Origin of the sequence: Micromonospora sp. GCM10011541 (genome assembly GCF_042650725.1) — a bacterium.
Lineage (GTDB): Bacteria > Actinomycetota > Actinomycetes > Mycobacteriales > Micromonosporaceae > Micromonospora > Micromonospora sicca.
In genome coordinates this window covers 1-23,917 of sequence record NZ_JBHSBP010000061.1, presented here as the reverse complement: position 1 = coordinate 23,917, position 23,917 = coordinate 1, and the positions used below count along the sequence as shown (strand labels likewise).

Sequence of the window (23,917 nt, the reverse complement as noted above, 5' to 3'; positions counted from 1 at the left end):
AGGCCAACACCCGCCGCGGCCGTAACGGCAACGCCGCGATCCGGACCGCCACCGACACACCGGTCCGCCACCAGACACGTCGACCAACCCGAGCCGCCACGATCCGGCCGGCGCGGGATCGACGCAAAACCGTACCCACCCCGAAGCAGATCCGACCTGCAACGGTCAAGACCTCACGCCTGCTGCCCTTGCGACGGCAGGTTCCCGCCCCGGCAGACTCCCCATCGCGATCTGCCGGTCAGCGTCCGGCGGGACGGACACCCCAGGAGACCAACCCGAAAGGGCCGGTCAGCCAGGTGCCGCACACGGTTCCCACCACCACCCCGCGACACCCTCACCAGGTCCGCGGGGCAACCCTCGGTCGCGGCTTCCACCGCCACGTGCACGCCACCCCCGTCACCGACCGGGACGGTAGCGCCAGCCGGATGTCCGGCTCGCCGAGGATCACATAGGGAACCAGAGACGCTCACTTGGCCGGCCCCGCCGGCGGCTTGGTGAGGTGCCACGCCAGCAGCGCCGCGCCCAGGGCGAGCAGCACCACGCCGCCGGAGATCCCGGCGCCCTCCTCGCCGCTGCTGCGGTGCCCGGTGGCGCCGAAGTAGATCACCGCGAGCCCGGCCAGCAAGGCGATGAACGTCCGCATGCCTCGGTCCTTCACATTCCGGACGGTACGGCCCGTCCCCGCCCGTGCTGCGGCCTTTTCCGGCCGATTCCCCCGTCCGGGGTCACTCCGGCCGGCCCGCGGCCGGGCCGCGCAGCCGCACCCGGCGCACCGCCCGATCGGCCACCTCGAGCACCGTGACGGTGAGCCCGGGCAGGCGCACCGTCTCCCCCGGCCCGTCGGGCACCCGGCCCAGCCGGGCCAACACCAGGCCGGCGATCGTGGTGTACTCCCGGGACAGCGGGAAGGTCAGCCGCACGCCGACGTCCGGCAGGTCGTGCAGCGGGAAGTCGCCGGAGAGCAGCAGCGCGCCGTCCGGCTCCCGGACCACCCCGCGCACGTCCCGGTCGGTCTCGTCGTAGAGCTCGCCGACGACCTCCTCGAGCAGGTCCTCCATGGTCACCAGGCCGTCGACCCCGCCGTGCTCGTCGACCACCAGGGCGATCTGCTCGTGACGCTGGCGGAACTGGCGCATCGCGTCGGCGACCGGCAGCGTCCCGGGTAGCAGCAACGGCGGCCGGGCGCGCTCGCCGGCGGTGGCGGCACCGGCGTCGACCAGGTCGCGGATGTGCAGTACGCCGCACACGTCGTCCAGGCCGCCCGGCCCGACCACCGGGGCCCGGGACCGGCCGGCGGTGGCCAGTCGCCGCATCGCCTCCGGGGCCGGCGCCGAGGCCGGCACGACCGTCACGTCCCGGCGCGGGACCAGGATCTCCCGCAGCGTCCGGCCGGCGATGTCGAACGCCCCGGAGAGGATCTCCCGCTGCTGGGCGGAGAGGCCGCGCTGGCTGACCAGCAGCTCGCGCAACTCCTCCTCGGTCACCTCCTCGCGGCGGGCCCGGGGATCGCCGCCGGCCAGCCGGACCAGCACGTCGGTGCTCCGGCTGAGCAGCCACACCGCCGGCCGGGACAGCCGGCCCAGCAGGTCCAGCGGACCGGCGCTGAGCAGCGCCCACCGTTCCGCCCACTGCATCGCCAGCCGCTTCGGCGCCAGCTCGCCCACCACCAAGGTGACGAAGGTCAGGACCACCGTCACGAGCAGCACCGCCACCGGCTGCGCCGCGCCGCCGAGAAAGCCCAGCGGCCCGACCAGCGGCTCGGCCAGCGACACCGCGGCCGCCGCCGAGGCGAGGAAGCCGGCCAGGGTGATGCCGAGCTGGATGGTGGCCAGGTAGCGGTTCGGCTCCCGGACCAGGCGGACCAGCCGGACGCCGCTACGACCCGAGCGGCCCAGCCGGCGCAGCTGCCCCTCGCGCAGCGTCACCAGCGCCATCTCGCTGCCGGACAGCGCCGCGTTGACCAGCACCAGGACGGCCACCAGGGCGACCTGACCCGCCATCACACCCCCTCCCGCTCCACCGCACGCCCCGCCGGGGCACCCGGTCAGTCGTTCTCCAGGTCGTCCAGGGAGATGGCGTGGGTCATCAGCCACCGGGCCAGCGCGGCCATCCCGAACAGCCACAGCGGCGCCGACTCCGTGGTGCCGTTGGTGGCGAAGATCGCGAAGCGCAGATCCGGCGCCCGGTACGCCTCGATCCGCCACCGGTGCTGCTTGTCCCGCCAGACCGCCGAAGGGTCCATGGCGTCACCGTAGGCGACCGCGCCCGCCGGCCGGGCCGTCTTCGTCCGCGCCGGTCAGCTCGGTGGGGCGACCACCTCACGGGCGTCGTCGGGCAGCCGGCGGGTGGCGCCCCGCCGGTCCAGCAGCTCCAGCAGCGGCACGGCGACCCGGCGGGTGGTGTCCAGGGCCTGCCGGGCCGCGCTGAGGGTGAACGGCTGCGGCAGGCGGGCGAGGACCCGCACGGCGTCGTCGAGCGCGCCGGGGAGCAGCACCACGTTGTCGGCGAGCTTGAGCAGGGCGCCGGCCCGCACGGCCGCGCCGATCTCCCGGGGCCCCAGCCCCAGGTCGGCCAGGCGGTGCGTCTCCGGGGCCTGGAAGGGCCGGTCGCCGTACTCGGCGCGGACCCGGTCCACGGCCCGGGCCACCGGCTCCGGCAGCGCGTCGACCGACGTCGCGGTGACCCGGCCGGCGCGCAGCCGCAGCGGCGGCCGGAGCAGCGCCTCCACCAGGGCCCGGTCGGGCAGGGCGAGGCGCTGGCGCAGTACGTCCACCGGCACGCCGGGTTCGAGCGGATGCTCCCGGGCGTACCGGGTGACCTCCTCGGTGAGCCGGCCGCCGAGCCGGCGCCAGTGCTCCGGGTCGGCCAGCCAGTCCCCGGCCACCGGCGCGACGGTGACCGGCACGCCCATCCGGGTCAGCTCGCCGGCCCGGACCAGGGCCCGGCGGCACAGCTCCCCGGCCAGGTCGGGCCGGCCGTCCAGCCCGGCCAGGACCGCCGCCCGGGCGGTCGCCGCGCCGCGTCGGCGCAGCGGTGGCGGGGCGACGTCCAGCACGGTCACCCCGCCGGCGACGTGGTGCCGGCCCGGGTCGCGCAGCAGCGCCCGGTCGCCGATCAGCAGCGGCAGCGGGCGGGCCAGCCGCAGCCGTGCCGTGTCGGGGCCCAGCGGTCGTACCCGGGCGGGCACCGCGGCCGAGCCGACGTGCAGGGTGAGGGTGGCCGGCAGGTCGCCGGCCGGGTCCCCGGCGAGCCGCACGTCCAGCAGGTCGGTCAGTCGGAACCGGCCGGGGCTGAGCAGCGCGTCGCCGCGGGCGATCCGGTCCCGGGACATCCCGCGCAGGTTCACCGCGACCCGGGCCACCGCGTCCACCCGCTGCTGCGCGGCGTTCAGGGAGTGCAGGCCGCGGACCCGGACCGGTTCGCCGGTGGCGGCGAGTTCGAGCTGGTCGCCGACGCGCAACCGGCCGCCGCCCAGGGTGCCGGTGACCACCGTGCCGCTGCCCTTGATCGTGAACGAGCGGTCCACCCAGAGCCGGACCGGGGCCGCCGGCGCCGGGGCGGGCAGCCGGGCGACCAGCCGGTCGAGGGCGGCCCGCAGGTCGGGCAGGCCGGCACCGGTCGCGCCGCTGACCGCCACCGCCTCCACCTCGCCCAGGGAGGTGGCGGCGATCTCCGCCCGGGCCTGCGCCAGCGCCGGTCCGGGGTCGGCGAGGTCCGCGCGGGTCACCGCCAGCAGGCCGTACGACACCCCGAGCGCGTGCAGCGCGGCCAGGTGCTCGGCCGACTGCGGCATCCAGCCCTCGTCGGCGGCGACCACGAGCAGCGCGGCCGGCGCGGGCCCGACCCCGGCGAGCATGTTCGGCACGAACCGCTCGTGTCCGGGCACGTCGACGAAGGCGATGGTGCCGCCGGAGGGCAGCGTGGTCCAGGCGAAACCCAGGTCGATGGTCATGCCGCGGCGGCGTTCCTCGGCCCAGCGGTCGGGTTCCATCCCGGTGAGCGCCCGGACCAGGGTGGACTTGCCGTGGTCGACGTGTCCGGCGGTGGCGACGACCCACACGTCAGTCGCCCACCCGCAGGACGGCCGCCCGGATCGCCGCGTCCGCGTCGGCCGGCACGCAGCGCAGGTCGAGCAGGAGGCGGCCGTGCAGCACCCGGCCGAGCACCGGGGGTTCGCCGGTGCGCAGCGGCTCGGCGTACCGCTCGGGCAGGCTCAGCGCCCACGACTCGAGTTCGACGCCGGGGGCGCCGCCACCGCCGACCACGGCGGCGCAGGGCACCACCTCGGCCTTGCGGCCGTCGGCGCCGAGCTGGTCGCGCAGCCGCTCGGCGCGCTCGCGCAGCACGGCCGGGTCGGCGTGCAGGGCGTCCCGGGTCGGGGTGGTCGGGGCGTGCAGGGTCGCGGCGAGGGCGGCCAGGGTGAGCTTGTCCACCCGCAGGGCCCGGGCCAGCGGGTGCCGGCGCAGCCGCTCGACCAGGGCGGCGTCGCCGAGCAGCAGCCCGGCCTGCGGACCGCCGAGCAGCTTGTCGCCGCTGGCGGTGACCAGCGCGGCGCCGGCGCGCAGGGTGCTGGCGGCGTCCGGCTCGTCGGGCAGCAGCGGGTCGGGGGCGAGCAGCCCGGAGCCGATGTCGGCCACCACCGGCACGCCGAGGGTGGCCAGCTCGCGTACCGGCACGGCCGAGGTGAAGCCGGTGACCACGAAGTTCGACGGGTGGACCTTGAGGACGAAGCCGGTGCGCGGGCCGATCGCGGCGGCGTAGTCGGCACGGGTGGTGCGGTTGGTGGTGCCCACCTCGCGCAGCCGCGCGCCGGTGCTCTCCAGCAGGTCGGGCAGGCGGAACCCGTCGCCGATCTCGACCAGCTCGCCGCGGCTGACCACGATCTCCGCGTCGGCGGCGAGGGCGGTGGCGGCGAGCACCAACGCGGCGGCGCCGTTGTTGACCACGTGCACGGCCGCCGCGTCGGGCACGGCGGCGGCGAGCGCGTCGAGGGTGTCCCGGCCGCGGCGGGCCCGGCGGCCGGTGCGCAGGTCCAGCTCCACATCGGTGTGTCCGGCGGCGGCGACCATCGCCTCGACCGCGGCGGCCGACAGCGGCGCCCGGCCGAGGTTCGTGTGCAGCACGACGCCGGTGGCGTTCAGCACCGCCCGGGGCGCGGGCGCCGGCAGGTCGGCCAGCGCCGCGTCGCGTACCGCTTGGGGGGTGATGTCGCCGCGGCGGGCGCGCTGCTGCGCGCGGACGATCGCGGCCTTGACCCGGTCGCGGCCGAGCGTGCCGGCGGCGGCGGCGAACGCCGGATCGGCGAGCAGCGCGTCGGTGCGTGGCACCCGCCGACGCGGATCGGCCGTGCCGTCGGGCATGCGTCATCTCCCTGCGCCTGCTTTGGCGGAGACGGACGGGAATCGAACCCGCCTGGCCCGGGTCCCGGACCACACCGGTTTTGAAGACCGGGAGGGGCACCAGCCGCCTGAACGCCTCCGCCCAGCAGTCAACCACATATGATCTCCATCCGCCGGGCGAAGGGAGTGACCGCGCCGGCCCGGCTCAGGGCCCCGACGTCCCGAAGGGCGGCCGCGGCTTGCCCGGGCTGGTCGCCAGGCGGGTGATCGGCGGCAGCAGCAACCCGCTCCGGCATGGGCGGTGCGATCGTGCCGACGCCCGGCGGTACGACGCGCTGCGCTACCTGAGGCGTTCCTGCGCATCCCCGGCGGCGGAGGCGGGTGCGTGGGCGGCAGCTGCTGGAGCGGACGGGTCGCGTGACGGGAGCGGCGATCACTCGGTGATCAGCTTCGCGGCGGTGATGACGGTCTGTACCACGCCGTAGCCGAGCAGCACGGTGACCAGCGCCCACGATATCCAGAGCCGGGCCTGCTGCGGGACCACGGCGTTGGCCGGGGGCCGGCTCTCCGGCCGCAGGGCGACGGGGTCGGTCCGTTCGGCGGGCGCTACGGGAACCGCTCCGCCAGTGTCCGGTTCGTGGAAACGTTCCGGGACGGGGCGGACCAGCAGGTTGGCGATGAATCCGACGGCCAGCACGGCGACCATGGTGAACAGCGCCGGCCGGTACGCCGAAGCGGTGAACGTGCCCGGTTTGCCCTGGGCGTCGAGGACGCCGTTGACGATCAGCGGCCCGGCCACGCCGGCGGCGGACCAGGCGGTGAGCAGCCGGCCGTGAATGGCGCCCACCTGGTGAGTGCCGAACAGGTCGCGCAGGTAGGCGGGGATGGTGGCGAAGCCGCCGCCGTAGAAGGAGATGATGATGCCGGCCAGCAGCACGAACACCACCGTGGCGGTGTGTCCGACCAGCGCGAGCAGGGTGTAGAGCACCATGCCGAGGCCGAGGTAGGCCACGTAGATCGGCTTGCGGCCGATCATGTCGGACGTCGACGACCACACGAACCGCCCGGCCAGGTTGAACAGCGACAACACGCCCACGAAACCCGACGCCGCCGCGATCGAGACGGCCGACACGCCGTTGTCCCGGAAGAAGTCCTGGATCATCGGGGCGGCCTGCTCCAGGATGCCGATGCCGGCGGTCACGTTGGTGAACAGCACGATCCAGAGCAGCCAGAACGAGCGCGTGCGGATCGCGTTCGCCGCGGACACGCTCGCCGTGGTGACCAGTGGCTTGGCCCGGACCGAGGCGGGATCGAACCCGGCCGGGCGCCAGCCGGGTGGGGGAACCCGCACGTTCAGCACGCCGAGCATCATGATCAGGAAGTAGCCGACGCCGAGCGTGAGAAAGAGCCGTACCAGCGCGCTGCCCGAGGCCACCGCACCGGCGTTGATGGGGTGGAAGCCAGGATCGTAGAGCGAAAGCAGCTGACGGGAGACCGGGCTGGCAAGCATCGCGCCGCCGCCGAAGCCCATGATGGCCATGCCGGTGGCGAGGCCGGGCCGGTCCGGGAACCACTTGATCAGGGTGGAGACCGGCGAGATGTAGCCGAGGCCGAGTCCGATGCCGCCGATCACCCCGTAGCCGAGGTAAAGCAGCCAGAGCTGCTTGGTGGCGATGCCGAGCGCCCCGACCAGGAAACCCGCTGCCCAGAAACACGCGGAGGTGAACATCGTCTTGCGGGGTCCGCTGCGCTCCGCCCACGTGCCGCCGACCGCCGCGGAAAGCCCCAACATGACGATGGCAATGCTGAAGATGATCCCGATAGCCGTCTGGCTGGCCCCGAAATACGCGATGAGGGAGTTCTTGTAGACGCTGGTCGCGTAGACCTGCCCGATGCACAGATGCACCGCCAGCGCCGCCGGCGGAATGAGCCAGCGACTGTATCCGGGAGGGGCGACGGTATGGCGGGGGTCGAGCACCGACAACATGGGTATGTTCCCCCTCCTGCGAATCATTGGGTATCCGCAGTGCGACAGGCGTGGGCACGTATCCCACTGAAATGTGCGGCGGCCTACCCGAACCGGGTCGGATCAAACCCAGGCGCGGCCGGAGCGAGCCGGTGCAGGGCAGCGGACGATGAGGCGGGCCCACCTCCACTCGCGGGGCGCGGGGGGTCTGCCGAGCGAGGAGCGCCGCTCAGGCACCACGGGCGAACAGGGCCAGGCGTACCCGGTTGGGGCTGCTGGTCTCGGTCATCAGGCTGGTGATGTGGGTCTTGACCGTGACGACCCCACCGGCCCCGCGTCGGTTGTCGGTTTCCCCGCGGACCCGCGGTTGTTGTGGCCATGAGCTGAACCCCCGTATCGGCTCATGGGCCTGGCGCCTGATGCGTGGCTACCCCGGATTCGGGCCGGCGCCCGGCCCGCTGTCGTCTGGTGTCTGCCCGTCGCGCTGCCGTGCGCGCTCCCGCTGCGGCACCACGGTGTACTTCGGGTCCTTCGCGGAGGCGACCCCGCCGTGGAAGATGCCGAACCGGGTGCACACGGCGGCAGCCAGCAGCGCGCCGCCGGAGAGCGCGGAGAGCGCCCGGCTGCGCCGGCCGACCAGCGCGCCGGCCACCCCGGCGGCGGTCAACGCCCGCCCGGTCCGCAGCAGCCGGCCGGCGCTGCCGACGGCGTACGGCTCGCTGAGCAGGCCGAGCCGGTTCTCCACCCGGTGCGAACCCCACAGCTCCAGGGCCGCGCCGGCCACCGCCATGCGCCGGGCCGGGCCGGCCTGCGCCGGCGGTGCGGCGATCAGTCCGACGCCAGCGCCGCTGGCCAGGGCGCTGCCCGCGAAGACGGTCGGCAGTTCCGGGTACGCCTCGTGCCAGGAGGGCACCGCCGTGTCGGCGAGCAGCACCCCGGTGTACGTCGCCAGCGCCGGCGCGGTCGTCGCGGCGAGCAGCCCGGCGGCCTGCCCGACGGGTGGCAGCAGCCGCCGGGCGAGCCCGAGCACGCCGCGTTCCGGCAGCCAGGGCGCGGCCTCGGCGACCGCGGCGACCCCTGCGGCCGGGCCGAACACGGTGAGGATCCAGGTGCCCACCGACATCGGCGAGGTCAGCTTCGCCACCCGCAGCATGTGGTGGAACCGGCTCGGCTTGCCGAGGTCGTTGATCAGGAAGTACGCACTGGCGCTGACCGCGGCCAGGGAGGTGACCCGGCCGGCGCGGCGCAGCGCCGGCCGCCCGGTGAGCTGCCCGCCGGCGGCCAGCATCGACGACCCGGCGGCCAGGCCCCCGGTGAAGAGGTACGCCGCGATGTCCCACTTCCACACCGGCGCCTTGAGGATGGGACGGCCGTAGTAGGAGGTGAACTCGGCAGGCGGCACGTTCAGCTGCTCCCCGCCGCCACCCTTGCGGCCCCGCCGGCGCGGTCGCTCGACCGGCTCGACCTCGCGGGGCGGGTGCGGCGCCAGCCCGACCTCGGCCGCGCCGGCGTCGGTGCGCGCCACGCCGGCCCCCACAGCGGTGGCCCGGCTCTCGCTCTCCTGGCCCGCCGGCACCGGCCCGCCCGGGCCGCCGCCGTTCAGCTGCCCGCCCGGCGCCGGGCTCACCTTGGCGCCGTGGCCCGCCCGCGCGCCCGGCCCGCCGAAGCGCTCCGGACCCTCGGCCGCGAGCCGCTCCCGGAAGCGGCGGAACAGGTCGCCCACCGGGGCACGGTCCGGACTCACGATGAACCTCCGACGAACGCGGCGACGGCCGCCGCCGCCATGGCCAGGGCGGCCAGCCCGGCCCGCTTCCACATCTTCGGCAGGTCCCGCGTGGTGACCAGCGGGTCCGGCGGCAGTCCGTAGACCTCCGGCTCGTCGAGGAGCAGGAAGAACGCGCCGTCCCCGCCGACGCCGTCGGTCGGGTCGTGGCCGTAGAGCCGGGCCTCCGGCACGCCCCGCTCGTGCAGCGTGGTGACCCGCTGGGCGGCCCGCTCGCGCAGCTCGTCCAGCGGCCCGAACTGGATCGACTCGGTGGGGCAGGCCTGGGCGCAGGCCGGGGTCATGCCGGCGCCGAGCCGGTCGTAGCAGAGCGTGCACTTCCACGCCCGGCCGTCGCCCTTGCGCTGGTCGATGACCCCGTACGGGCAGGCGGAGATGCAGTAGCCGCAACCGTTGCAGATATCCTCCTGCACCACCACTGTGCCGAACTCGGTGCGGAACAGTGACCCGGTCGGGCAGACGTCCAGGCAGGCGGCGTGGGTGCAGTGCTTGCAGACGTCCGACATCATCAGCCAGCGGAAGTCGGTGCGCGACTCGGCGCCGGTGCCCCGGCCAGGCGGCTGGGCGCCCGGCAGGCCGAGGAACTCCGGACCGGCGGCCATCCGGGCGGCGGCCCGCGGCTCACCGGGCGGCACGCCGGGATCGGTGCCGGTGTCGTTGCCCACCCCGGCGGCGACCGCCGCGGTGGCCGGGCTCACCGCCGCCCCGGTGGGGTTGCCGTCGAACGGCGGGGTGCGGTGCCCGGCCGGGCGGGGCTGTTCGATGAAGGCCACGTGCCGCCAGGAGTTGGCGGTGAGCGCGCCGGTGTTGTCGTACGACATGCCGAGCAGGTCGAAGCCGGACGCCGGGACGTCGTTCCACTCCTTGCAGGCCACCTCGCACGCCTTGCAGCCGATGCAGACGCTGGTGTCGGTGAAGAAGCCCACCCGGGGGCCGGCCTCGACCCAGCCGGCGTCCGGCGCCGGGTCGAGCGGGCCGTAGAGGCTGTTGGCGTCAGGCATCCCCGCCCCCGTCCCGCGCCGCCTCGGCGGACCGCTCGTCGGTGTTGCCGGCCGCGTCCCCGCCGGCCGCGTCGGTGGTGACGATCGGCACCCGCCGGTCGGCGGTCATCCCGGCCCGGCGCTGGTACTCGGCGACCAGGTCGAGCAGGGCCGGGCCGGTGGGCCGGCGGCCGGGCCGGACGTCACAGGTGCCGACCTTGCTCTCCTGGATGAGCACGTTCGGGTCCAGGGTGATGCCGAACAGGTCGTTGGCCGAGTCGCCGGTGACCAGGCCCTCGGTGCCGAAGTGGTACGGCAGCCAGAGCTGGTGGATCACCCGGCCGTCCACCCACAGCGGGGTGAGCCGGTCGGTCACCAGCACCCTCGCCTCGATCACCGCCCGGCCGCTGACCAGGTGCGCCCAACCCAGGTGTGCGAGCCCGACCTGCGCGGCCAGTTCCGGGGACACCTCCACGAACATCTCCGGCTGCAACTCCGCGAGCGGCCGCACCGTGCGGCTCATGCCGCCCGCGGTGTGGTGCTCGGTGAGCCGGCTGACCGTGAAGACGTACGGGAAGACGTCGCTGTGCTCCTCCGGCGGGCTCGGGTTCATCCGGTTCACCGGGTGGTCGTACACCTTGCGGGTCGGGTTGGCCTGCTGGCCGTACATCGGGTTGCGCATCGGCGACTCAGCCGGCTCGTAGTGCGTCGGCAACGGCCCGTCGAGCACTCCGCGCGGCGCGAAGAGCCAGGCCTTGCCGTCGCCCTGCATCACGAACGGGTCGTCCCCGGCGAGCGCCTCCGGCCCCGAGGCGTCGTCCGCCGGCCGGAACGTCGGCGGCTTGGTCTTCTCGAAGTCCGGCACGTCGTAGCCGGTCCACTCGCCCTTCTCCGCGTCCCACCAGACGTACTTCTTCCGCTCGCTCCACGGCCGGCCCTGCGGGTCGGCGGAGGCGCGGTTGTAGAGGGTGCGCCGATTGGCCGGCCAGGCCCAGCCCCATTCGGGGGCGACCCAGCTCTGCTCGTGCCCGGGCTTCCGGCGCGCGGCCTGGTTGACCCCGTCGGCGTAGACGCCGCTGTAGATCCAGCAGCCGATCGCCGTCGATCCGTCGTCCTTGGCCTCGGCGAAGCCGCCGAGCGGGCGCCCGGTGGCCACCTCGTACCCGTTGATCTCCTTGAGCACCGCCTCGGCGCTCGGCTCGGCGTACTCGCCGCGGGTCGGGTAGTCCCAGGCGAGGTCGAGCAGCGCCCGGTCCCGCGGCTTGGTGGAGGCGGCCAGCTTCTCCCGCAACACCCGGCCGAGGTGGTAGAAGAACCACAGCTCGGAGCGGCAGTCACCCGGCGGGTCGAGGGCCTTCTCCCGCCACTGCAGCAGCCGCTGGGTCTGGGTGAAGGTGCCCTCCTTCTCCACGTGCGAGGCGGCGGGCAGGAAGAACACCTCGGTGCGGCACTCCTCCGGCACGATCTCGCCGGTGGCGATCTCCGGGCTGTTCTTCCAGAACGTGGCACTCTCGATCAGGAACAGGTCGCGGACGACCAGCCAGTCGAGGTTGGCCATGCCCAGGCGCTGGGCCTTGCCGTGCGCCGAGCCGACCGCCGGGTTCTGGCCCAGCAGGAAGTAGCCCTTCACGTGGCCGTCGATCATGTTCAGCACCTGCTGATACGTCCCGTGGTCGCCGGTCATCCGGGGCAGGTAGCCGTAGCAGAAGTCGTTCTCCGGCGTGGCCGCGTCACCCCAGTACGCCTTGAGCAGGCTGGCCGCGAAGGCCCGCGAGTTGCCCCAGAAGCCCTTCTGGCCGGGGTGGCGGATGCTGTCCACCCACCTCGCGAAAGTCGGGTGTTCGGCGTGGTGCGGCATCGGCAGGTAGCCGGGCAGCAGGTTGAACAGCGTCGGGATGTCGGTGGAGCCCTGGATGCTGGCGTGCCCGCGCAGCGCCAGGATGCCACCGCCCGGCCGCCCGATGTTGCCCAGCAGGGTCTGGATGATCGCGCCGGTGCGGATGTACTGCACGCCGACGCTGTGCTGGGTCCAGCCCACCGAGTAGACGAGCACCCCGGTCCGCTCCCGGCCGGAGTTCTCAGTCCAGGCCCGGGCGAGTTCCAGGAACTTCTCCTGGGGGATGCCGCAGACCCGCTCGACCATCTCCGGGGTGTAGCGGGCGAAATGCCGCTTGAGGATCTGGTAGACGCAGCGGGGGTGCCGCAGGGTCTCGTCCCGGTGCGTCTCCGCCGCCACCGGCGCGCCGTGCGACTCGTGCTCCAGCCCGGCCGCGGTCTCCCGCTCCTTGCCCGTTCCCCTGGCCCGGGTGTGATTCCCGTGCCCCTCGTACTGCCAGCTGGTCTGGTCGTACGAGCCGGTCTCGGGGTTGTAGCCGGAGAAGAGCCCGTCGAGGTCCTCGGTGTCGGCGAACTGCTCGCTGACGATGGTGGCCGCGTTGGTGTACGCCAGCACGTACTCCCGGAAGTCCAGCTCGTTGTCCAGGATGTACCGCACCACGCCGCCGAGCAGCGCGATGTCGGTGCCCGCCCGGATCGGCAGGTACGTGTCGGCCAGCGCGCTGGTCCGGGTGAACCGGGGGTCGACGTGGAAGACCTTGGCGCCGCGCTTCTTCGCCTCCATCACCCACTGGAAGCCCACCGGGTGGGCCTCGGCCATGTTGGAGCCCTGGATGACGATGACGTCAGCGTTGACCAGGTCCTGCTGGAAGTCCGTCGCGCCGCCGCGACCGAAGCTGGTCCCCAGACCGGGGACGGTGGCGGAGTGTCAAATCCGGGCCTGGTTCTCGATCTGGAGTGCCCCCATCGCGGTGAACAGCTTCTTGATGAGGTAGTTCTCCTCGTTGTCCAGCGTCGCCCCGCCCAGGCTGGAGATGCCCAGCGTGCGGTTGAGCGGCCGGCCGGCGTCGTCGACGTCCTCCCAGGTCTCGTCGCGGGCGGCGAGGACCCGGTCGGCGATCATGTCGAGCGCGACGTCGAGCTCCAGGTCCTCCCACTCCGTGCTGTACGGCCGGCGGTAGCGGACCTTGGTCTGCCGCAGCGGGCTGGTGACCAGACTCTTGCTGGCCGACCCCTTCGGGCAGAGCCGGCCGCGGGAGATCGGGCTGTCCGGGTCGCCCTCGATCTGGGTGACCTGCCCGTCGGAGACGAACACCCGCTGCCCGCAGCCCACGGCGCAGTACGGGCAGACCGAGCGGGCCATGCTGTCGGCGGTCTCGGTGCGGGCGGTCAGGCCCGCCGAGCGGGCGGACTGCGCCGCGGCGCCCCGGCCCAGCGGGTCGGTGCCGGTGAGCTGCCGGTAGACCGGCCAACCCTCGATGAAGGTCCGGAGACCCAACCGGAACACCCCCTCCCCCGCTCGCGGAAGCTGACCTTCTGAACATAGGCCAGCCGACGGGGGGCGCGCGACCCGAGCGGCCGACCGGCCCGGTTCGGGGACCGCCCGGGCCGGGTCGGTCAGCACGACGGCCGGAACGCGAAGCCGAAGCTCTCTTCGGTCAGGCATCCGAATCCGGGAGTCCCACCGGTGGTTGATCCTCGACGGAATCCGCTCCGGCGGGAGGTCGTGGTGGCAACCGAGCTGATGCGCCTACGCACCGAGGACGGGGACGAGGTCCTATTCGAGATCGACCGCCACGAGGAACTTCACCGCCGAAGCGGGCGCGGTGTTCGCCAAGACCGGCGTGGACGCGCACCTGACGGCTGACCTGGTCCGCCGCAGCGTCCCGGGGCCGCCGCGGCCGTCCATCGGGGGTCCACGGCGTGTTGCGCAAAACGATTCCGCCCCCGGCCGGAGCCGGGGGCGGAACGGGTGCCGGTGTGCAGGTCGCCTCTCGGCGAGTGGCGCGACGCGGCTCCAGCCGAACGGTATTCCGCGAAGGCAATTTAGGTGAGGCCCGGGGACACTGGACACACCGACACCCTTCTCAACCTACCCCGACCCCCGGTTGTTCCACGCTTTCGGTGACTGCCGCCACTCCCCGCCTCATACCCGGTCGCGCTGCCCTGAGGCAGGCGTGGGTACGCCGCTGGCCGGCACCCTCGGTGGGGGGTGCCGGCCAGCGGCGTATTGCTCTATTGGTCAGCTGTTCCAGTGCTCGACGAACGCCTGCCTGGTCACGGCTTGGCCTTGAACTGAGCGCCGTCCAGCGCGGCCTGGAGCGAATTCGTGTAGCCCTCGCTGGTCGCCGTCGCCCCGGACACCGCGTCGATGTGCGCGCTCTGCGCGGCGAGCGCCTCCGTGCGCAGCTGGGGCACCGCGTGCTTGTTGATCTCGCGGGAGCGGTTGTTCGTGCTCGGCACCGTCAGCGGCGTGATCTCGGTGATCCGGCCGCCGCTGAGGTGGGCCTGCACCTGGACGTTCCCGCGCTTCGTCTGCACGACCGGGCCGTCGGCGACGGTGGTCGAACCGGACCGTGCGACGGTGCCGCGTGACGTCCCGGGCTTCGCCGCCGCGCCGGGGCCGGTCTCCACGCCCGGCGCGCTTGCGCCGCCAACGGTCTCGGCCGAAGGCGAGCTGTCGGGTCCGGTCGACGTCCGGTAGCTGAAGAGAAGTACCACCACGGCGATCGTGGCGAGGAACCACATAGTGATCTTGCGCATATCCAGCACGCTCTTACGCAGCATCGTGTTCATGACAAAGCTCCATTCGGGGTTGGCGTCACCGCGATGGAGGTCAGCGGCAGACGCAAGCACCGCGTCAGGCACTCAAAAGCAAAGGGGGGAAAGTCTCTGCCCGGTGTTCAGCCGCGGGGCGGGGGCCTCTTCGCGGCGCCGGAACCATATGTAACGACCGGCGGCCCCGCCATCATTCCGACCCGGGCCCGGTGCACCAGCCCCCGGGTGCGGGCCAGGTACTCGGTCGTACGAAAATGTAACGACCCGGGCCCGGCCACGATTCCGGCCCCGGGATGCCGCCGGTCACACCCCCGAACCGGACATCGCACCCACCCGGGCAGCCGTCGGGCGACCCGAACCGGACAGCCCGCACCAGTTCCGGTACCTGGTGGTATCCGCGCGCACCGGACACCGCCACATCGGGCCACAACCATCAGCAAACCGAAGGGCACGGCAGGCCACAACCACCAACGGACCGCGAAGAGGGCAAAACCCGGCAACCGGAAACCGGCCGGAACCCGAGTTGGCGTTACCCTGACAGCATGCAGGCGCTCTCCCCCACGACGACCCCGGTGGCCCCGCTGGCCCGACCGGGTCGCCCCGCCGTGGTGGCCCGCACGCTCGCCGAGCTGACCGGCCCCACCCGGGGCATCGTCGAGCTGCCGGTCCGGCTGATGTGGAGCAGTGAGCGCGCCTTCGATCTGGGTGACCCGGACGACCTGCTCTGGATGTACGAGAACGTGCTGCGGGAGACGACCCGCACCGACGACCTGCGGGCGCTGATCAACGGGCGGACGCTGCGTCGGGTGTGGGGGCGGCTGAACCTGCCGCGGGGCGTACGGGTGGCGTGGGAGAGCCGGCACCGCGGCCTGCGTACCGCGTGACCCACCTGCACGAGTTCTACCGGGAGGTGGCCCGGGTGGCCCTGGCGGCCGCCGGGCCGCACCGGTTCGTGCTGGGCGGCGGGGTGGCGTGGGCGGCGCACGGCCTGGTCACCCGCCCGACGGAGGACGTGGACCTGTTCGCGGACGTGGAGGGGGCGGCCGCCGCGGCGGCGGCCGGGGTACGCGCGGCGCTGGAGCGGGCCGGCTACGAGGTGCTGGACGCCGACCCGGACAGCGAGCTCGGGGAACTGTTCGACGGGTTCGACCGGGACATGCGGGACTTCGTGGTGAGCCGGGACGGCCGACGGATCCGGTTGAGCCTGGCCCGCCTCGACCGGTACCGCAGTCCGGTGGTGATGGACCTCGGCCCGGTGATGGACGTCCGCGACCTGGTCGCGAACAAGACCGCCGCGCTGGTCAATCGGCGTGAGGTGCGCGACTACATCGACGTGTCCTCGGCGCTGGACCACTACGACGTGGCGGAGCTGCTGAAGCTGGCCCGCCAGGTCGACCCGGCCCTGGACCTCGATGACGTCCGCGCCGCCGGCCGCTACCTGGACCAGGTGCCGGACCGCCGGTTCGCGCGCTACGGGCTCGACGCGGCCCAGGTGGCCCAGGTACGGCGCCGGATGGCCGCCTGGCCCCGGTGACCGCCGGCGGCCGCCCGGCGGGACTTCACCTGGTGAGCTTGCCGCCGGTGATGCCGAGGATCTCACCGGTGACGTAGCTGGATTCCTGGGAGGCGAAGAAGACGTACGCCGGGGCCAGCTCGGCCGGCTGCCCGGGGCGGCCCATCGGCGTGTCGGTGCCGAACTGCTTCACCTTCTCCTCCGGCATGGTGGCGGGGATCAGCGGGGTCCAGACCGGGCCGGGCGCGACGGCGTTGACCCGGATGCCCTGGTCGGCCAGGTTCAGCGCGAGGGCTTTGGTGAAGTTGGCGATGGCCGCCTTGGTGGTGGCGTAGTCGAGCAGTTGCGGCGACGGGTTGAACGCCTGGATCGACGAGGTGTTGATGATCGCCGAGCCTTCGGGCAGGTGCGGGACGGCCATCTTGCAGAGCCAGAACATGGCGTACACGTTGGTCTTGAAGACGCGGTCGAACTGCTCGGTGCTGATCCCGGCGATCCCCTTGTCCTGCGACATCTGGAAGGCCGCGTTGTTGACCAGGATGTCGATGCCGCCGAGGTCGGCCAGCGTCCGGTCGACCAACTGGCGGCAGTGGCTCTCGTCGGTCAGGTCGGTGCGGACCGCGACGCCCCGGCGGCCGGCCTCCTCGATCAGGCGGATGGTCTCCCGGGCGTCGGCTTCCTCCTCCTCGCCGAGGTAGGAGATGACCACGTCGGCGCCCTCCCGGGCGAAGGCGATGGCGACGGCGCGGCCGATGCCCGAGTCACCCCCGGTGATCAGCGCGCGCTTGCCGTCGAGCCGGCCACTGCCCCGGTACGACTCCTCGCCGTGGTCCGGCTTCGGTCCCATCCGCTGCTCCGAGCCCGGCGCGGGCTGTTTCTGCGGTGGCTGCCCCTGCTGCTGGCCGTACTGGCGGGTGGGGTCCTGCTGGGTGTACTGGTCCTCGCTCACCGGGGTCTCCCTCGTGTCGTCCGGGTCTGCTCCGCCCCTACCCGGGCACCAGGGGCGGAAACGACAGCGGGGTGGCGGGCGTGTTACACGGGAGCGGCCGGTGACGCTGGTGTGGTGGAACACCTCGGGCCGCAGTGGCAGGAGTGACGGCGGCTCGCTATGGTGCGCAACGGCGCCCACGAGGCGCCTCCACCCCCTTGGAAAGGCACCGCATGACCTCCTCCTCCGGCGCCTCGCGCCGACAGGTGCTCGCCGTCGCGGCCGCCGCCGCGACCGCCCCCCTGATCGCCGGCGCGCCGGCCCGGGCGGCCGAGTCGAAGGGCCCGAAGACCTGGGACCTGACCGTCCTGGGCACCTCGGACACCCACGGCAACGTCTACAACTGGGACTACTACAAGGACGCCGAGTTCGACGACAGCAAGCACAACGACGTCGGCGTCGCCAAGCTGGCCACCCTGGTCAACCAGATCCGTGCCGAGCGCACGGGCAAGGCGACGCTGGTGCTCGACGCCGGCGACACCATCCAGGGCACCCCCCTGGCCACCTACTACGCCAAGCAGGAGCCGATCACCACCACCGGTGAGACGCACCCGATGGCCAACGCGATGAACGTCCTGCGGTACGACGCCGTCACGCTGGGCAACCACGAGTTCAACTACGGCCTGCCGCTGCTGGCGCAGTGGATCGGCCAGCTCGGCTTCCCGGCCCTCGCGGCGAACGCGATCAACGAGGCGACCGGCAAGCCGGCCTTCCTGCCGTACGTGATCAAGAAGGTCGCCCTCGGCGGTTACGACTCCCCGACCATCAAGGTCGGCATCCTCGGCCTGACCAACCCCGGCGTGGCCATCTGGGACAAGGCCAACGTCGAAGGCAAGCTGGTCTTCGCCGACATGATCGCCACGGCCGCCAAGTGGGTGCCGGTCATGCGCGAGCGCGGCGCGGACCTCGTCATCATCTCCGCCCACGGCGGTGACAGCGGCACCTCCAGCTACGGTCCGGAGCTGCCGAACGAGAACCCGGTGGCGCTGATCGCCGAGCAGGTCCCGGGCATCGACGCGATCCTCTTCGGCCACGCGCACAACGAGGTCGCGCAGAAGTTCGTCACCAACACCGCCACCGGCGCGCAGGTGCTGACCTCCGAACCGTCGAAGTGGGGTCAGCGGCTGACCCGGATGGACTTCACCATCGCCAAGGTCAATGGCCGGTGGCAGGTGGTCAGCAAGTCCGCCACCATGCTGAACACCAACACCGTGGTGGAGGACCCGGCGGTGCTCGCCGCCGTGCGCGGCCAACACGCCAAGACGGTCGGCTACGTCAACCAGGTCGTCGCCCAGTCCAGCGTGGAGCTGTCGGCCGCCGAGTCGCGGTACAAGGACACCCCGATCCTGGACTTCATCAACCACGTGCAGACCGAGGTGGTCACCACGGCGCTCGCCGGCACGGCGTACGCGGGCCTGCCGGTGCTGTCGATCGCCGCGCCGTTCAGCCGTACCGCCGTCTTCCCGCAGGGTGACGTGCGGATCCGCGACGTGGCGGGCCTCTACGTCTTCGACAACACGCTCGAGGCCGTGGTGCTCAGCGGCGCCGAGGTGAAGGCGTACCTGGAGTACTCGGCGAAGTACTTCGTCACGCTCCCGGTGGGCGCGGCGGTCGACCCGAACACGATCAGCGACCCGGCCGTGCCGGACTACAACTACGACGTGATCTCCGGGCTCGACTACGACATCGACATCTCGAAGCCGGTCGGCCAGCGGATCACCCGCCTGGTCCTGCCGGGCACCGACACCCCGGTCGCCGCCGACGCGCAGTTCGTCATCGCGGTGAACAACTACCGGCGCAGCGGTGGCGGCAACTTCCCCGGCATCGTGAAGACCCAGGTCTACAACCAGCAGCAAGAGATCCGCCAGCTGCTGATCGACTGGGCGCAGGCCAAGGGCGTGATCGACCCGACCGACTTCTTCGTGCCGAACTGGAAGCTGGTCCGCGAGGGCGTGCCGGTCTTCTGATCCGTACCGTGCGACGGGCCGCGGGTTCCCACCCGCGGCCCGTCCGCGTCTCAGCCGCCCGGGCCGAGGCGCAGGTTCCACTCGTCGGGGCCGCCGGCCGGCTCGGGCCGGTCCCGGCGGGGTTCGGTCTCGGTGCACTCGACCCGCTCGTCCGGGCCCACCCGCGGCGGCAGCTCACCGAAGCGCACGTGCCGCAGGAACGCGTACTCCTCGTCGGTGAACGACTCGGCCGGCTCGCTCATACCCGCATTGTGCGTCCGCCGGTCCAGCCGCCGCATCAACCTGACGGGCCCGGGTAAGCCGCCGCGACGGCCGTCGGCGACGAGGTGGAGGACGACCATGCGCGCGGTACGGATGAGCGCTCCCGGGGTGCTGGAACAGGTGGAGGTGCCCACCCCGACCGCCGGGCCGGGCGACGTGCTGCTGCGCGTGAGCGCGGTCGGCGCCTGTCACTCCGACCTGCACATCCTCGACGCACCCGCCGGGATGTACCCGACGCCGATGATCCTCGGCCACGAGATCGCGGGCACGGTGGACACGGTCGGCGCCGGCGTGACCGGCTGGTCGCCCGGTGATCGCGCCGCGGTGTACGGGATCATCGGCTGCGGCCGCTGCCGCGCCTGCCTGCGGGGGCTGGAGAACCAGTGCCGGGTGGTCCCGGTGGGTGGCATCGGGCTCAGCCGCGACGGCGGGCTGGCCGAGCACGTGGTGGTGCCGGCGTCCCGGCTGCTGCACGTCGGCGACATGGAACTGGAGCAGGCCGCCCCGCTCACCGACGCCGGGCTGACCCCGTACCACGCGGTGGAGCTGGCCCGGCCGAACCTGCGCCCCGGCACGACCTGCGTGGTCATCGGGATCGGCGGGCTCGGGCACATGGCGGTACAGATCCTGGTCGCCACCACGGCGGTGCGGATCATTGCGGTGGACACCAGCGTGGCCGCGCTGGACCTGGCCACCCGGCTGGGCGCCCACCATGTGGTGCAGGCCGGACCGGACACGGTGGAGAAGATCCGGGCCCACGTCGGCCCCGCGCCGGACGGAGCGGACGTGGTGCTCGACTTCGTCGGGGCGGACCCCACCCTCGCCACCGCCCGCCAGGTCGTCGCCACCGGGGGTCGGGTGATGCTGGTCGGCCTCGCCGGCGGGACGCTGCCCGTCCGGCCCGTCGCCGACGAGCCGCCCACCCTGCCGCTGGAGACCAGCGTGGAGATCCCGTTCTGGGGCACCCGGGCCGAGCTGCAGGAGGTGATCGCGCTGGGCCGCCTCGGGCTGCTCCAGGCCGACGTGCAGATCTTTCCGCTGGATCGGGCCCCGGAGGCGTACGACCTGCTGCGGCGGGGCGAGATCCACGGTCGGGCGGTGATCGTGCCCTGACCGGTCGGGTGCGGGTCGCTCAGCGGGCCGCCGCGCCGGCGCCCGCCACCGCCCTCGGCCGGGCCGGGGGAAGGCGGTCCAGCAGGGCCAGGGCCGCCCGGACCGGCCGCCGGGTGAGGGTCTCGTCGAAGCTGGCCCGGCCCTGGCAGAACCGGACGAACATCCGCCAGCCGGCCGGGGTGGCGAGCAGCCCGTGGAAGACGTCCGGCCGCCGCTCGAAGACCTCCAGCAGCCGGTGTCCGGCCCGCATGGACGGCGCCAGGAGCCGCTCGACCTCCCGCTCGTAGCCGGCCAGGTGACCGGCGGCGACCGCCGCCCCGGCCAGCCGCCCGGACCGCAGCGCGTAGCTGATCCCCTCCCGGCTCCACGGTTCCAGCAGTCCCGCCGCATCCCCGGCGACCAGCACCCGGCCGCGGCGCACTGGCGAGTCCTCCGCCCGGCAGCGGGTCAGGTGACCCGAGTCGTGCTCCGGGGTCATCCCGGACAGGCCCAGCCGGTCCACGAAGTCGCGCAGGTAGGCCCGGGTCTGCTCCCCGTTACCGCGGGCGGCGATCACCCCCACCGTCAGGCGGTCAGATTTGGGGAAGACCCAGGCGTACGAGCCGGGGACGGGCCCCCAGTCCAGCAGCAGCCGGCCCCGCCAGCGCTCCTGCTCCGCCGGCGGCACCGGCAGCTCCAGCTCCAACCCGAGGTCGATCTGCCGGTACCGGACGCCGACGTGGCGGGCGGTGACGCCCGAGGAGCCGTCCGCGCCGATGACGGTCCGGGCCCGCACCGTCTCGCCGTCAGCCAGCCGCAGGCGTACCTCGTCGGGGTCCTGCTCGACCGCGCGGACGGCGACGCCCTCGCGGACCTCGGCCCCCGCGGCGACCGCGGCGGCCCGCAGCCGCTCGTCGAACTCCTCCCGACGGACCATGGCCACCAGCGGCCCGGCGGCGTGCCGGCGCGTGAAGCCCCGCCGCCCGTCCCGGGTGAACGTCACCCGGTCGACCCGGTCGTGCACCGGCACGTCGATCCGGTCGGCCACCTCCGCCAGCGACGTGCCGATCAGCCCTCCCCCGCAGGTCTTGTAACGGGGATGGGTGGCGCGCTCGACGACCAGCGTGCGGGCCCCGGCGCGGGCCGCGGCGTGCGCCGCGGAGAGCCCGGCGGGGCCGGCTCCGACGACGGCGAGATCCCAGACGATCACGGGTGCAGCCTAGGCCACGCCACCGTCGCAACGCCCGACGCGACTCCCCGATCGGGTGGGCATCAACGGACACCCGTCGGGTAACCGCCGGGCGCAGGCCGCCCGCGGGCCGGGCGGGTCACGCCGAGGAGGAAAGCCATGCAGCAGGTACAACTGTCGGAGGTCGAGGAACGGGTGTACCAGGCGGTAACCGCGCTGGAGACCCGGGGGCACGTCCCCTACCCCGACCTGATCGCGCAGGAAACCGGGATGAGCGAGGAGCAGCTGCAGGCGCCGCTGCACCTGCTCACCGAGAAGGGCCTGCTGCACCGGGAGGACTCCCCGATGGCGGGGCTGGACTTCGGGCCGCGGTGGTGTGCGCGCCAGATGGCGTGACGTCCCGTTTGCCCCTCGAGGGCCCGGGTAGCGATCAGGAATGCGTGATCGTCGGCCTTCGGGGGGCACCATGAGCGCGGACCGGTCGTCGGCACCGGCCGACACCGACGGGTACGACGTCCGGAGGCGCTGGCAGGCGCTCGGCGTCGGCCTGGTCGCCGCCTTCATGACGCTGCTCGACGTCAGCATCGTCAACGTCGCCGTACCGTCGATGGACCGCGCGCTCGGCGCCACGCCCAGCGATCTGCAGTGGGTGCTGTCCGGGTACGCGCTCACCTTCGGGCTGGTGCTGGTGCCCGCGGGACGCTTCGGCGACGCCCGGGGCCGTCGGAACGCCTTCGTCCTCGGGGTGGCGCTGTTCACCCTGACCAGCGCGCTGGCCGGACTGGCCCGCTCGCCGGAGTGGCTGGTCGCCGCCCGGCTGGTGCAAGGCGCCGCGGCGGGAATCGTGAACCCGCAGGTGAGCGGCCTGATCCAGCAGCTGTTCCGGGGCGCGGAACGCGGTCGGGCGTTCGGCCTGCTGGGCGCCACCATCGGCATCTCCACCGCCGTCGGGCCGCTGCTCGGCGGGTTGCTCATCCAGCTCGGCGGTGCGGAGCACGGCTGGCGCTGGGTGTTCTTCGTCAACGTCCCGGTGGGCATCGTCGCGGTGCTGCTCGGCTGGCGGCTGCTGCCGGCCCGCCCCACCGGCCAGCAGGATCGGCACCGCCTCGACCCGGTCGGGGTGCTGCTGCTCGGGATAGGGGTGACCCTCGTGCTCCTGCCGCTGGTGCAACGCGAGCAGTGGCACACCCCGTGGAAGTGGGCGCTCATCCCGGCCGGCCTGGCCGTCCTGATCGGCTTCGGTCTCTGGGAGCGGTGGTACGCCCGGCACCGGCCGCCGCTGTTCGACCTGCGGCTGTTCGGGTTTCGCTCGTACACCCTCGGGGCGCTGATCGCGCTGGTCTACTTCGGCGGGTTCACCGCCATCTTCTTCATCTTCACCCTCTACCTGCAGAACGGGCTCGGCTACAGCGCCCTCATCGCCGGCCTGGCGATCACCCCGTTCGCGCTGGGCTCGGCGGTGGCGTCGGCGCTGGGCGGCCGGGTCGTCACCCGGTACGGCCGGCCCCTGGTCGCCGTCGGCCTGCTCGTCGTGGTGATCGGACTCGTGGCCACCGTCTGGGTGCTGCGCGGCTCGCCGTCCAGCTCGGTGCCGCTGCTGACCGCGGTGCCGCTGCTGCTCGCCGGGCTGGGCAGCGGCCTGGTCATCGCACCGAACCAGACGCTCACCCTGGCGGAGGTGCCGGTGCCGCAGGCCGGCAGCGGGGCCGGCATGCTGCAGACCGGCCAGCGGATCGGCTCGGCGGCCGGCATCGCGGCGGTCGGGTCGCTGTTCTTCTCCTCGCTGGCCAGCAGCCGGGGCGACTGGGCGACGGCCTTCCGGCACTCGCTGCTGCTGGCCACCGGCATCATCACGCTCGCCCTGGTGGCGGCGCTGATCGACATCGCCGGCGAGGATCGGGGTCCGGCCCGGTGAACGTGGTTGCGGTGGGGGCCTAGGGGCGGCCGTCCCCGGCTTCGGGCGGTCAGGCTTGATCCCTGCGCCGGGGACGGTCGCCCCCAGCCCTGACGTTGGTCACCGTCCGCCCGGCGGTCACGGTCTTGTGTCTGTACGTGGAAACGCCGCTGGCCGGCACCCCTGTCTCGGGGTGCCGGCCAGCGGCTTCTTGCTTGTTGCGTGTTGCTTGGTTGGGTCAGCTGTTCCAGTGCTGGGCGACGATGTCGGCGGCCTGCTGCTCCCACTGGGCGTAGGCGTCCGGGTAGGCCGACACCTGCACCGTCTGGGC

General features: G+C 73.4%; 19 protein-coding genes, 1 tRNA gene and 1 pseudogene. 6 read left to right on the top strand and 15 right to left on the bottom strand.

Annotation, left to right across the window (positions count from 1 at the left end):
* Positions 1 to 466 precede the first annotated feature (466 nt).
* The 12 genes and pseudogenes from ACFOYX_RS26395 to ACFOYX_RS26340 all read right to left on the bottom strand — a co-directional run bounded on the left by ACFOYX_RS26395 (position 467) and on the right by ACFOYX_RS26340 (position 14,772).
* Positions 467 to 643, bottom strand: a complete 177-nt coding sequence (locus tag ACFOYX_RS26395; protein ID WP_322442199.1) for a hypothetical protein — start codon at positions 641 to 643, stop codon at positions 467 to 469.
* A gap of 82 nt (positions 644 to 725) precedes the next feature.
* Positions 726 to 2,000, bottom strand: coding sequence for a hemolysin family protein (locus ACFOYX_RS26390; protein ID WP_322442198.1), 1,275 nt, complete (start codon positions 1,998 to 2,000; stop codon positions 726 to 728).
* Between the two features lie 44 nt (positions 2,001 to 2,044).
* Positions 2,045 to 2,242 (bottom strand): hypothetical protein, encoded by a 198-nt coding sequence (locus ACFOYX_RS26385; protein ID WP_089014379.1) that lies wholly within the window; start codon positions 2,240 to 2,242, stop codon positions 2,045 to 2,047.
* Positions 2,243 to 2,296: 54 nt separating this feature from the next.
* Positions 2,297 to 4,060, bottom strand: coding sequence for a selenocysteine-specific translation elongation factor (gene selB, locus ACFOYX_RS26380; protein ID WP_322442197.1), 1,764 nt, complete (start codon positions 4,058 to 4,060; stop codon positions 2,297 to 2,299).
* Between the two features lies 1 nt (position 4,061).
* Positions 4,062 to 5,360 (bottom strand): L-seryl-tRNA(Sec) selenium transferase, encoded by a 1,299-nt coding sequence (gene selA / locus ACFOYX_RS26375; protein ID WP_322442196.1) that lies wholly within the window; start codon positions 5,358 to 5,360, stop codon positions 4,062 to 4,064.
* 23 nt (positions 5,361 to 5,383) lie between these two features.
* A tRNA-Sec gene (locus ACFOYX_RS26370) sits at positions 5,384 to 5,479 on the bottom strand.
* Positions 5,480 to 5,772: 293 nt separating this feature from the next.
* Positions 5,773 to 7,326 carry an OFA family MFS transporter gene (locus ACFOYX_RS26365; protein ID WP_322442195.1) on the bottom strand — a complete coding sequence of 518 codons (1,554 nt, stop codon included), beginning with the start codon at positions 7,324 to 7,326 and terminating at the stop codon, positions 5,773 to 5,775.
* Positions 7,327 to 7,534: 208 nt separating this feature from the next.
* A pseudogene (locus tag ACFOYX_RS26360) lies at positions 7,535 to 7,630 on the bottom strand (DNA-binding response regulator); the annotation flags it as partial.
* A gap of 102 nt (positions 7,631 to 7,732) precedes the next feature.
* Positions 7,733 to 9,049, bottom strand: a complete 1,317-nt coding sequence (gene nrfD / locus ACFOYX_RS26355) for an NrfD/PsrC family molybdoenzyme membrane anchor subunit (RefSeq protein ID WP_322442194.1) — start codon at positions 9,047 to 9,049, stop codon at positions 7,733 to 7,735.
* Complete coding sequence (locus ACFOYX_RS26350) at positions 9,046 to 10,089, bottom strand: 4Fe-4S dicluster domain-containing protein (protein ID WP_238454267.1); 1,044 nt, start codon at positions 10,087 to 10,089, stop codon at positions 9,046 to 9,048. The genes nrfD and ACFOYX_RS26350 overlap by 4 nt, the downstream gene beginning before the upstream one ends.
* Positions 10,082 to 13,402: a formate dehydrogenase gene (gene fdh / locus ACFOYX_RS26345; protein WP_322442193.1), complete on the bottom strand. Its 3,321-nt coding sequence runs from the start codon at positions 13,400 to 13,402 to the stop codon at positions 10,082 to 10,084. Before fdh ends, ACFOYX_RS26350 begins: the two co-directional genes overlap by 8 nt.
* A gap of 779 nt (positions 13,403 to 14,181) precedes the next feature.
* A complete protein-coding gene (locus ACFOYX_RS26340) occupies positions 14,182 to 14,772 on the bottom strand; it encodes an FMN-binding protein (protein WP_322442192.1) in 591 nt (196 codons plus the stop codon).
* Positions 14,773 to 15,224: 452 nt separating this feature from the next.
* Between ACFOYX_RS26340 and ACFOYX_RS26335 the strand changes: the two genes are divergently transcribed.
* Positions 15,225 to 15,566, top strand: a complete 342-nt coding sequence (locus tag ACFOYX_RS26335) for a hypothetical protein (RefSeq protein ID WP_109805343.1) — start codon at positions 15,225 to 15,227, stop codon at positions 15,564 to 15,566.
* Entirely contained in the window at positions 15,563 to 16,216 is a 654-nt protein-coding gene (locus ACFOYX_RS26330) for a nucleotidyl transferase AbiEii/AbiGii toxin family protein (RefSeq protein ID WP_109805342.1), read from the top strand. The genes ACFOYX_RS26335 and ACFOYX_RS26330 overlap by 4 nt, the downstream gene beginning before the upstream one ends.
* A 25-nt stretch (positions 16,217 to 16,241) precedes the next feature.
* Here ACFOYX_RS26330 and ACFOYX_RS26325 read toward each other — a convergent pair whose 3' ends face one another.
* A complete protein-coding gene (locus ACFOYX_RS26325) occupies positions 16,242 to 17,144 on the bottom strand; it encodes an SDR family oxidoreductase (RefSeq protein ID WP_322442191.1) in 903 nt (300 codons plus the stop codon).
* Between the two features lie 212 nt (positions 17,145 to 17,356).
* Between ACFOYX_RS26325 and ACFOYX_RS26320 the strand changes: the two genes are divergently transcribed.
* Positions 17,357 to 19,150 (top strand): 5'-nucleotidase C-terminal domain-containing protein, encoded by a 1,794-nt coding sequence (locus ACFOYX_RS26320; RefSeq protein WP_322442190.1) that lies wholly within the window; start codon positions 17,357 to 17,359, stop codon positions 19,148 to 19,150.
* A 50-nt stretch (positions 19,151 to 19,200) separates the two neighbouring features.
* Here ACFOYX_RS26320 and ACFOYX_RS26315 read toward each other — a convergent pair whose 3' ends face one another.
* Positions 19,201 to 19,392 carry a hypothetical protein gene (locus ACFOYX_RS26315; protein ID WP_236648504.1) on the bottom strand — a complete coding sequence of 64 codons (192 nt, stop codon included), beginning with the start codon at positions 19,390 to 19,392 and terminating at the stop codon, positions 19,201 to 19,203.
* 97 nt (positions 19,393 to 19,489) lie between these two features.
* Here ACFOYX_RS26315 and ACFOYX_RS26310 point away from each other — a divergent pair, with 97 nt between their 5' ends.
* A complete protein-coding gene (locus ACFOYX_RS26310) occupies positions 19,490 to 20,524 on the top strand; it encodes an NAD(P)-dependent alcohol dehydrogenase (RefSeq protein ID WP_322442189.1) in 1,035 nt (344 codons plus the stop codon).
* Positions 20,525 to 20,543: 19 nt separating this feature from the next.
* Here ACFOYX_RS26310 and ACFOYX_RS26305 read toward each other — a convergent pair whose 3' ends face one another.
* Positions 20,544 to 21,713 carry a geranylgeranyl reductase family protein gene (locus ACFOYX_RS26305; protein ID WP_322442188.1) on the bottom strand — a complete coding sequence of 390 codons (1,170 nt, stop codon included), beginning with the start codon at positions 21,711 to 21,713 and terminating at the stop codon, positions 20,544 to 20,546.
* A 138-nt stretch (positions 21,714 to 21,851) separates the two neighbouring features.
* Here ACFOYX_RS26305 and ACFOYX_RS26300 point away from each other — a divergent pair, with 138 nt between their 5' ends.
* Both ACFOYX_RS26300 and ACFOYX_RS26295 read left to right on the top strand, forming a co-directional pair.
* Positions 21,852 to 22,088, top strand: a complete 237-nt coding sequence (locus ACFOYX_RS26300) for a hypothetical protein (RefSeq protein WP_109805336.1) — start codon at positions 21,852 to 21,854, stop codon at positions 22,086 to 22,088.
* Positions 22,089 to 22,158: 70 nt separating this feature from the next.
* Positions 22,159 to 23,607 carry an MFS transporter gene (locus tag ACFOYX_RS26295; protein ID WP_322442187.1) on the top strand — a complete coding sequence of 483 codons (1,449 nt, stop codon included), beginning with the start codon at positions 22,159 to 22,161 and terminating at the stop codon, positions 23,605 to 23,607.
* The last annotated feature ends 310 nt before the right edge of the window (positions 23,608 to 23,917 follow it).

Coding starts and splice junctions, on each gene's coding strand:
- ACFOYX_RS26350 (WP_238454267.1), bottom strand. CDS start 10,089: ATGCCTGACGCCAACAGCCTCTACGGCCCGCTCGACCCGGCGCCGGAC.
- ACFOYX_RS26315 (WP_236648504.1), bottom strand. CDS start 19,392: ATGAGCGAGCCGGCCGAGTCGTTCACCGACGAGGAGTACGCGTTCCTG.
- ACFOYX_RS26335 (WP_109805343.1), top strand. CDS start 15,225: ATGCAGGCGCTCTCCCCCACGACGACCCCGGTGGCCCCGCTGGCCCGA.
- selA (WP_322442196.1), bottom strand. CDS start 5,360: ATGCCCGACGGCACGGCCGATCCGCGTCGGCGGGTGCCACGCACCGAC.
- ACFOYX_RS26320 (WP_322442190.1), top strand. CDS start 17,357: ATGACCTCCTCCTCCGGCGCCTCGCGCCGACAGGTGCTCGCCGTCGCG.
- ACFOYX_RS26310 (WP_322442189.1), top strand. CDS start 19,490: ATGCGCGCGGTACGGATGAGCGCTCCCGGGGTGCTGGAACAGGTGGAG.
- ACFOYX_RS26365 (WP_322442195.1), bottom strand. CDS start 7,326: ATGTTGTCGGTGCTCGACCCCCGCCATACCGTCGCCCCTCCCGGATAC.
- ACFOYX_RS26295 (WP_322442187.1), top strand. CDS start 22,159: ATGAGCGCGGACCGGTCGTCGGCACCGGCCGACACCGACGGGTACGAC.
- ACFOYX_RS26395 (WP_322442199.1), bottom strand. CDS start 643: ATGCGGACGTTCATCGCCTTGCTGGCCGGGCTCGCGGTGATCTACTTC.
- ACFOYX_RS26390 (WP_322442198.1), bottom strand. CDS start 2,000: ATGGCGGGTCAGGTCGCCCTGGTGGCCGTCCTGGTGCTGGTCAACGCG.
- ACFOYX_RS26300 (WP_109805336.1), top strand. CDS start 21,852: ATGCAGCAGGTACAACTGTCGGAGGTCGAGGAACGGGTGTACCAGGCG.
- ACFOYX_RS26385 (WP_089014379.1), bottom strand. CDS start 2,242: ATGGACCCTTCGGCGGTCTGGCGGGACAAGCAGCACCGGTGGCGGATC.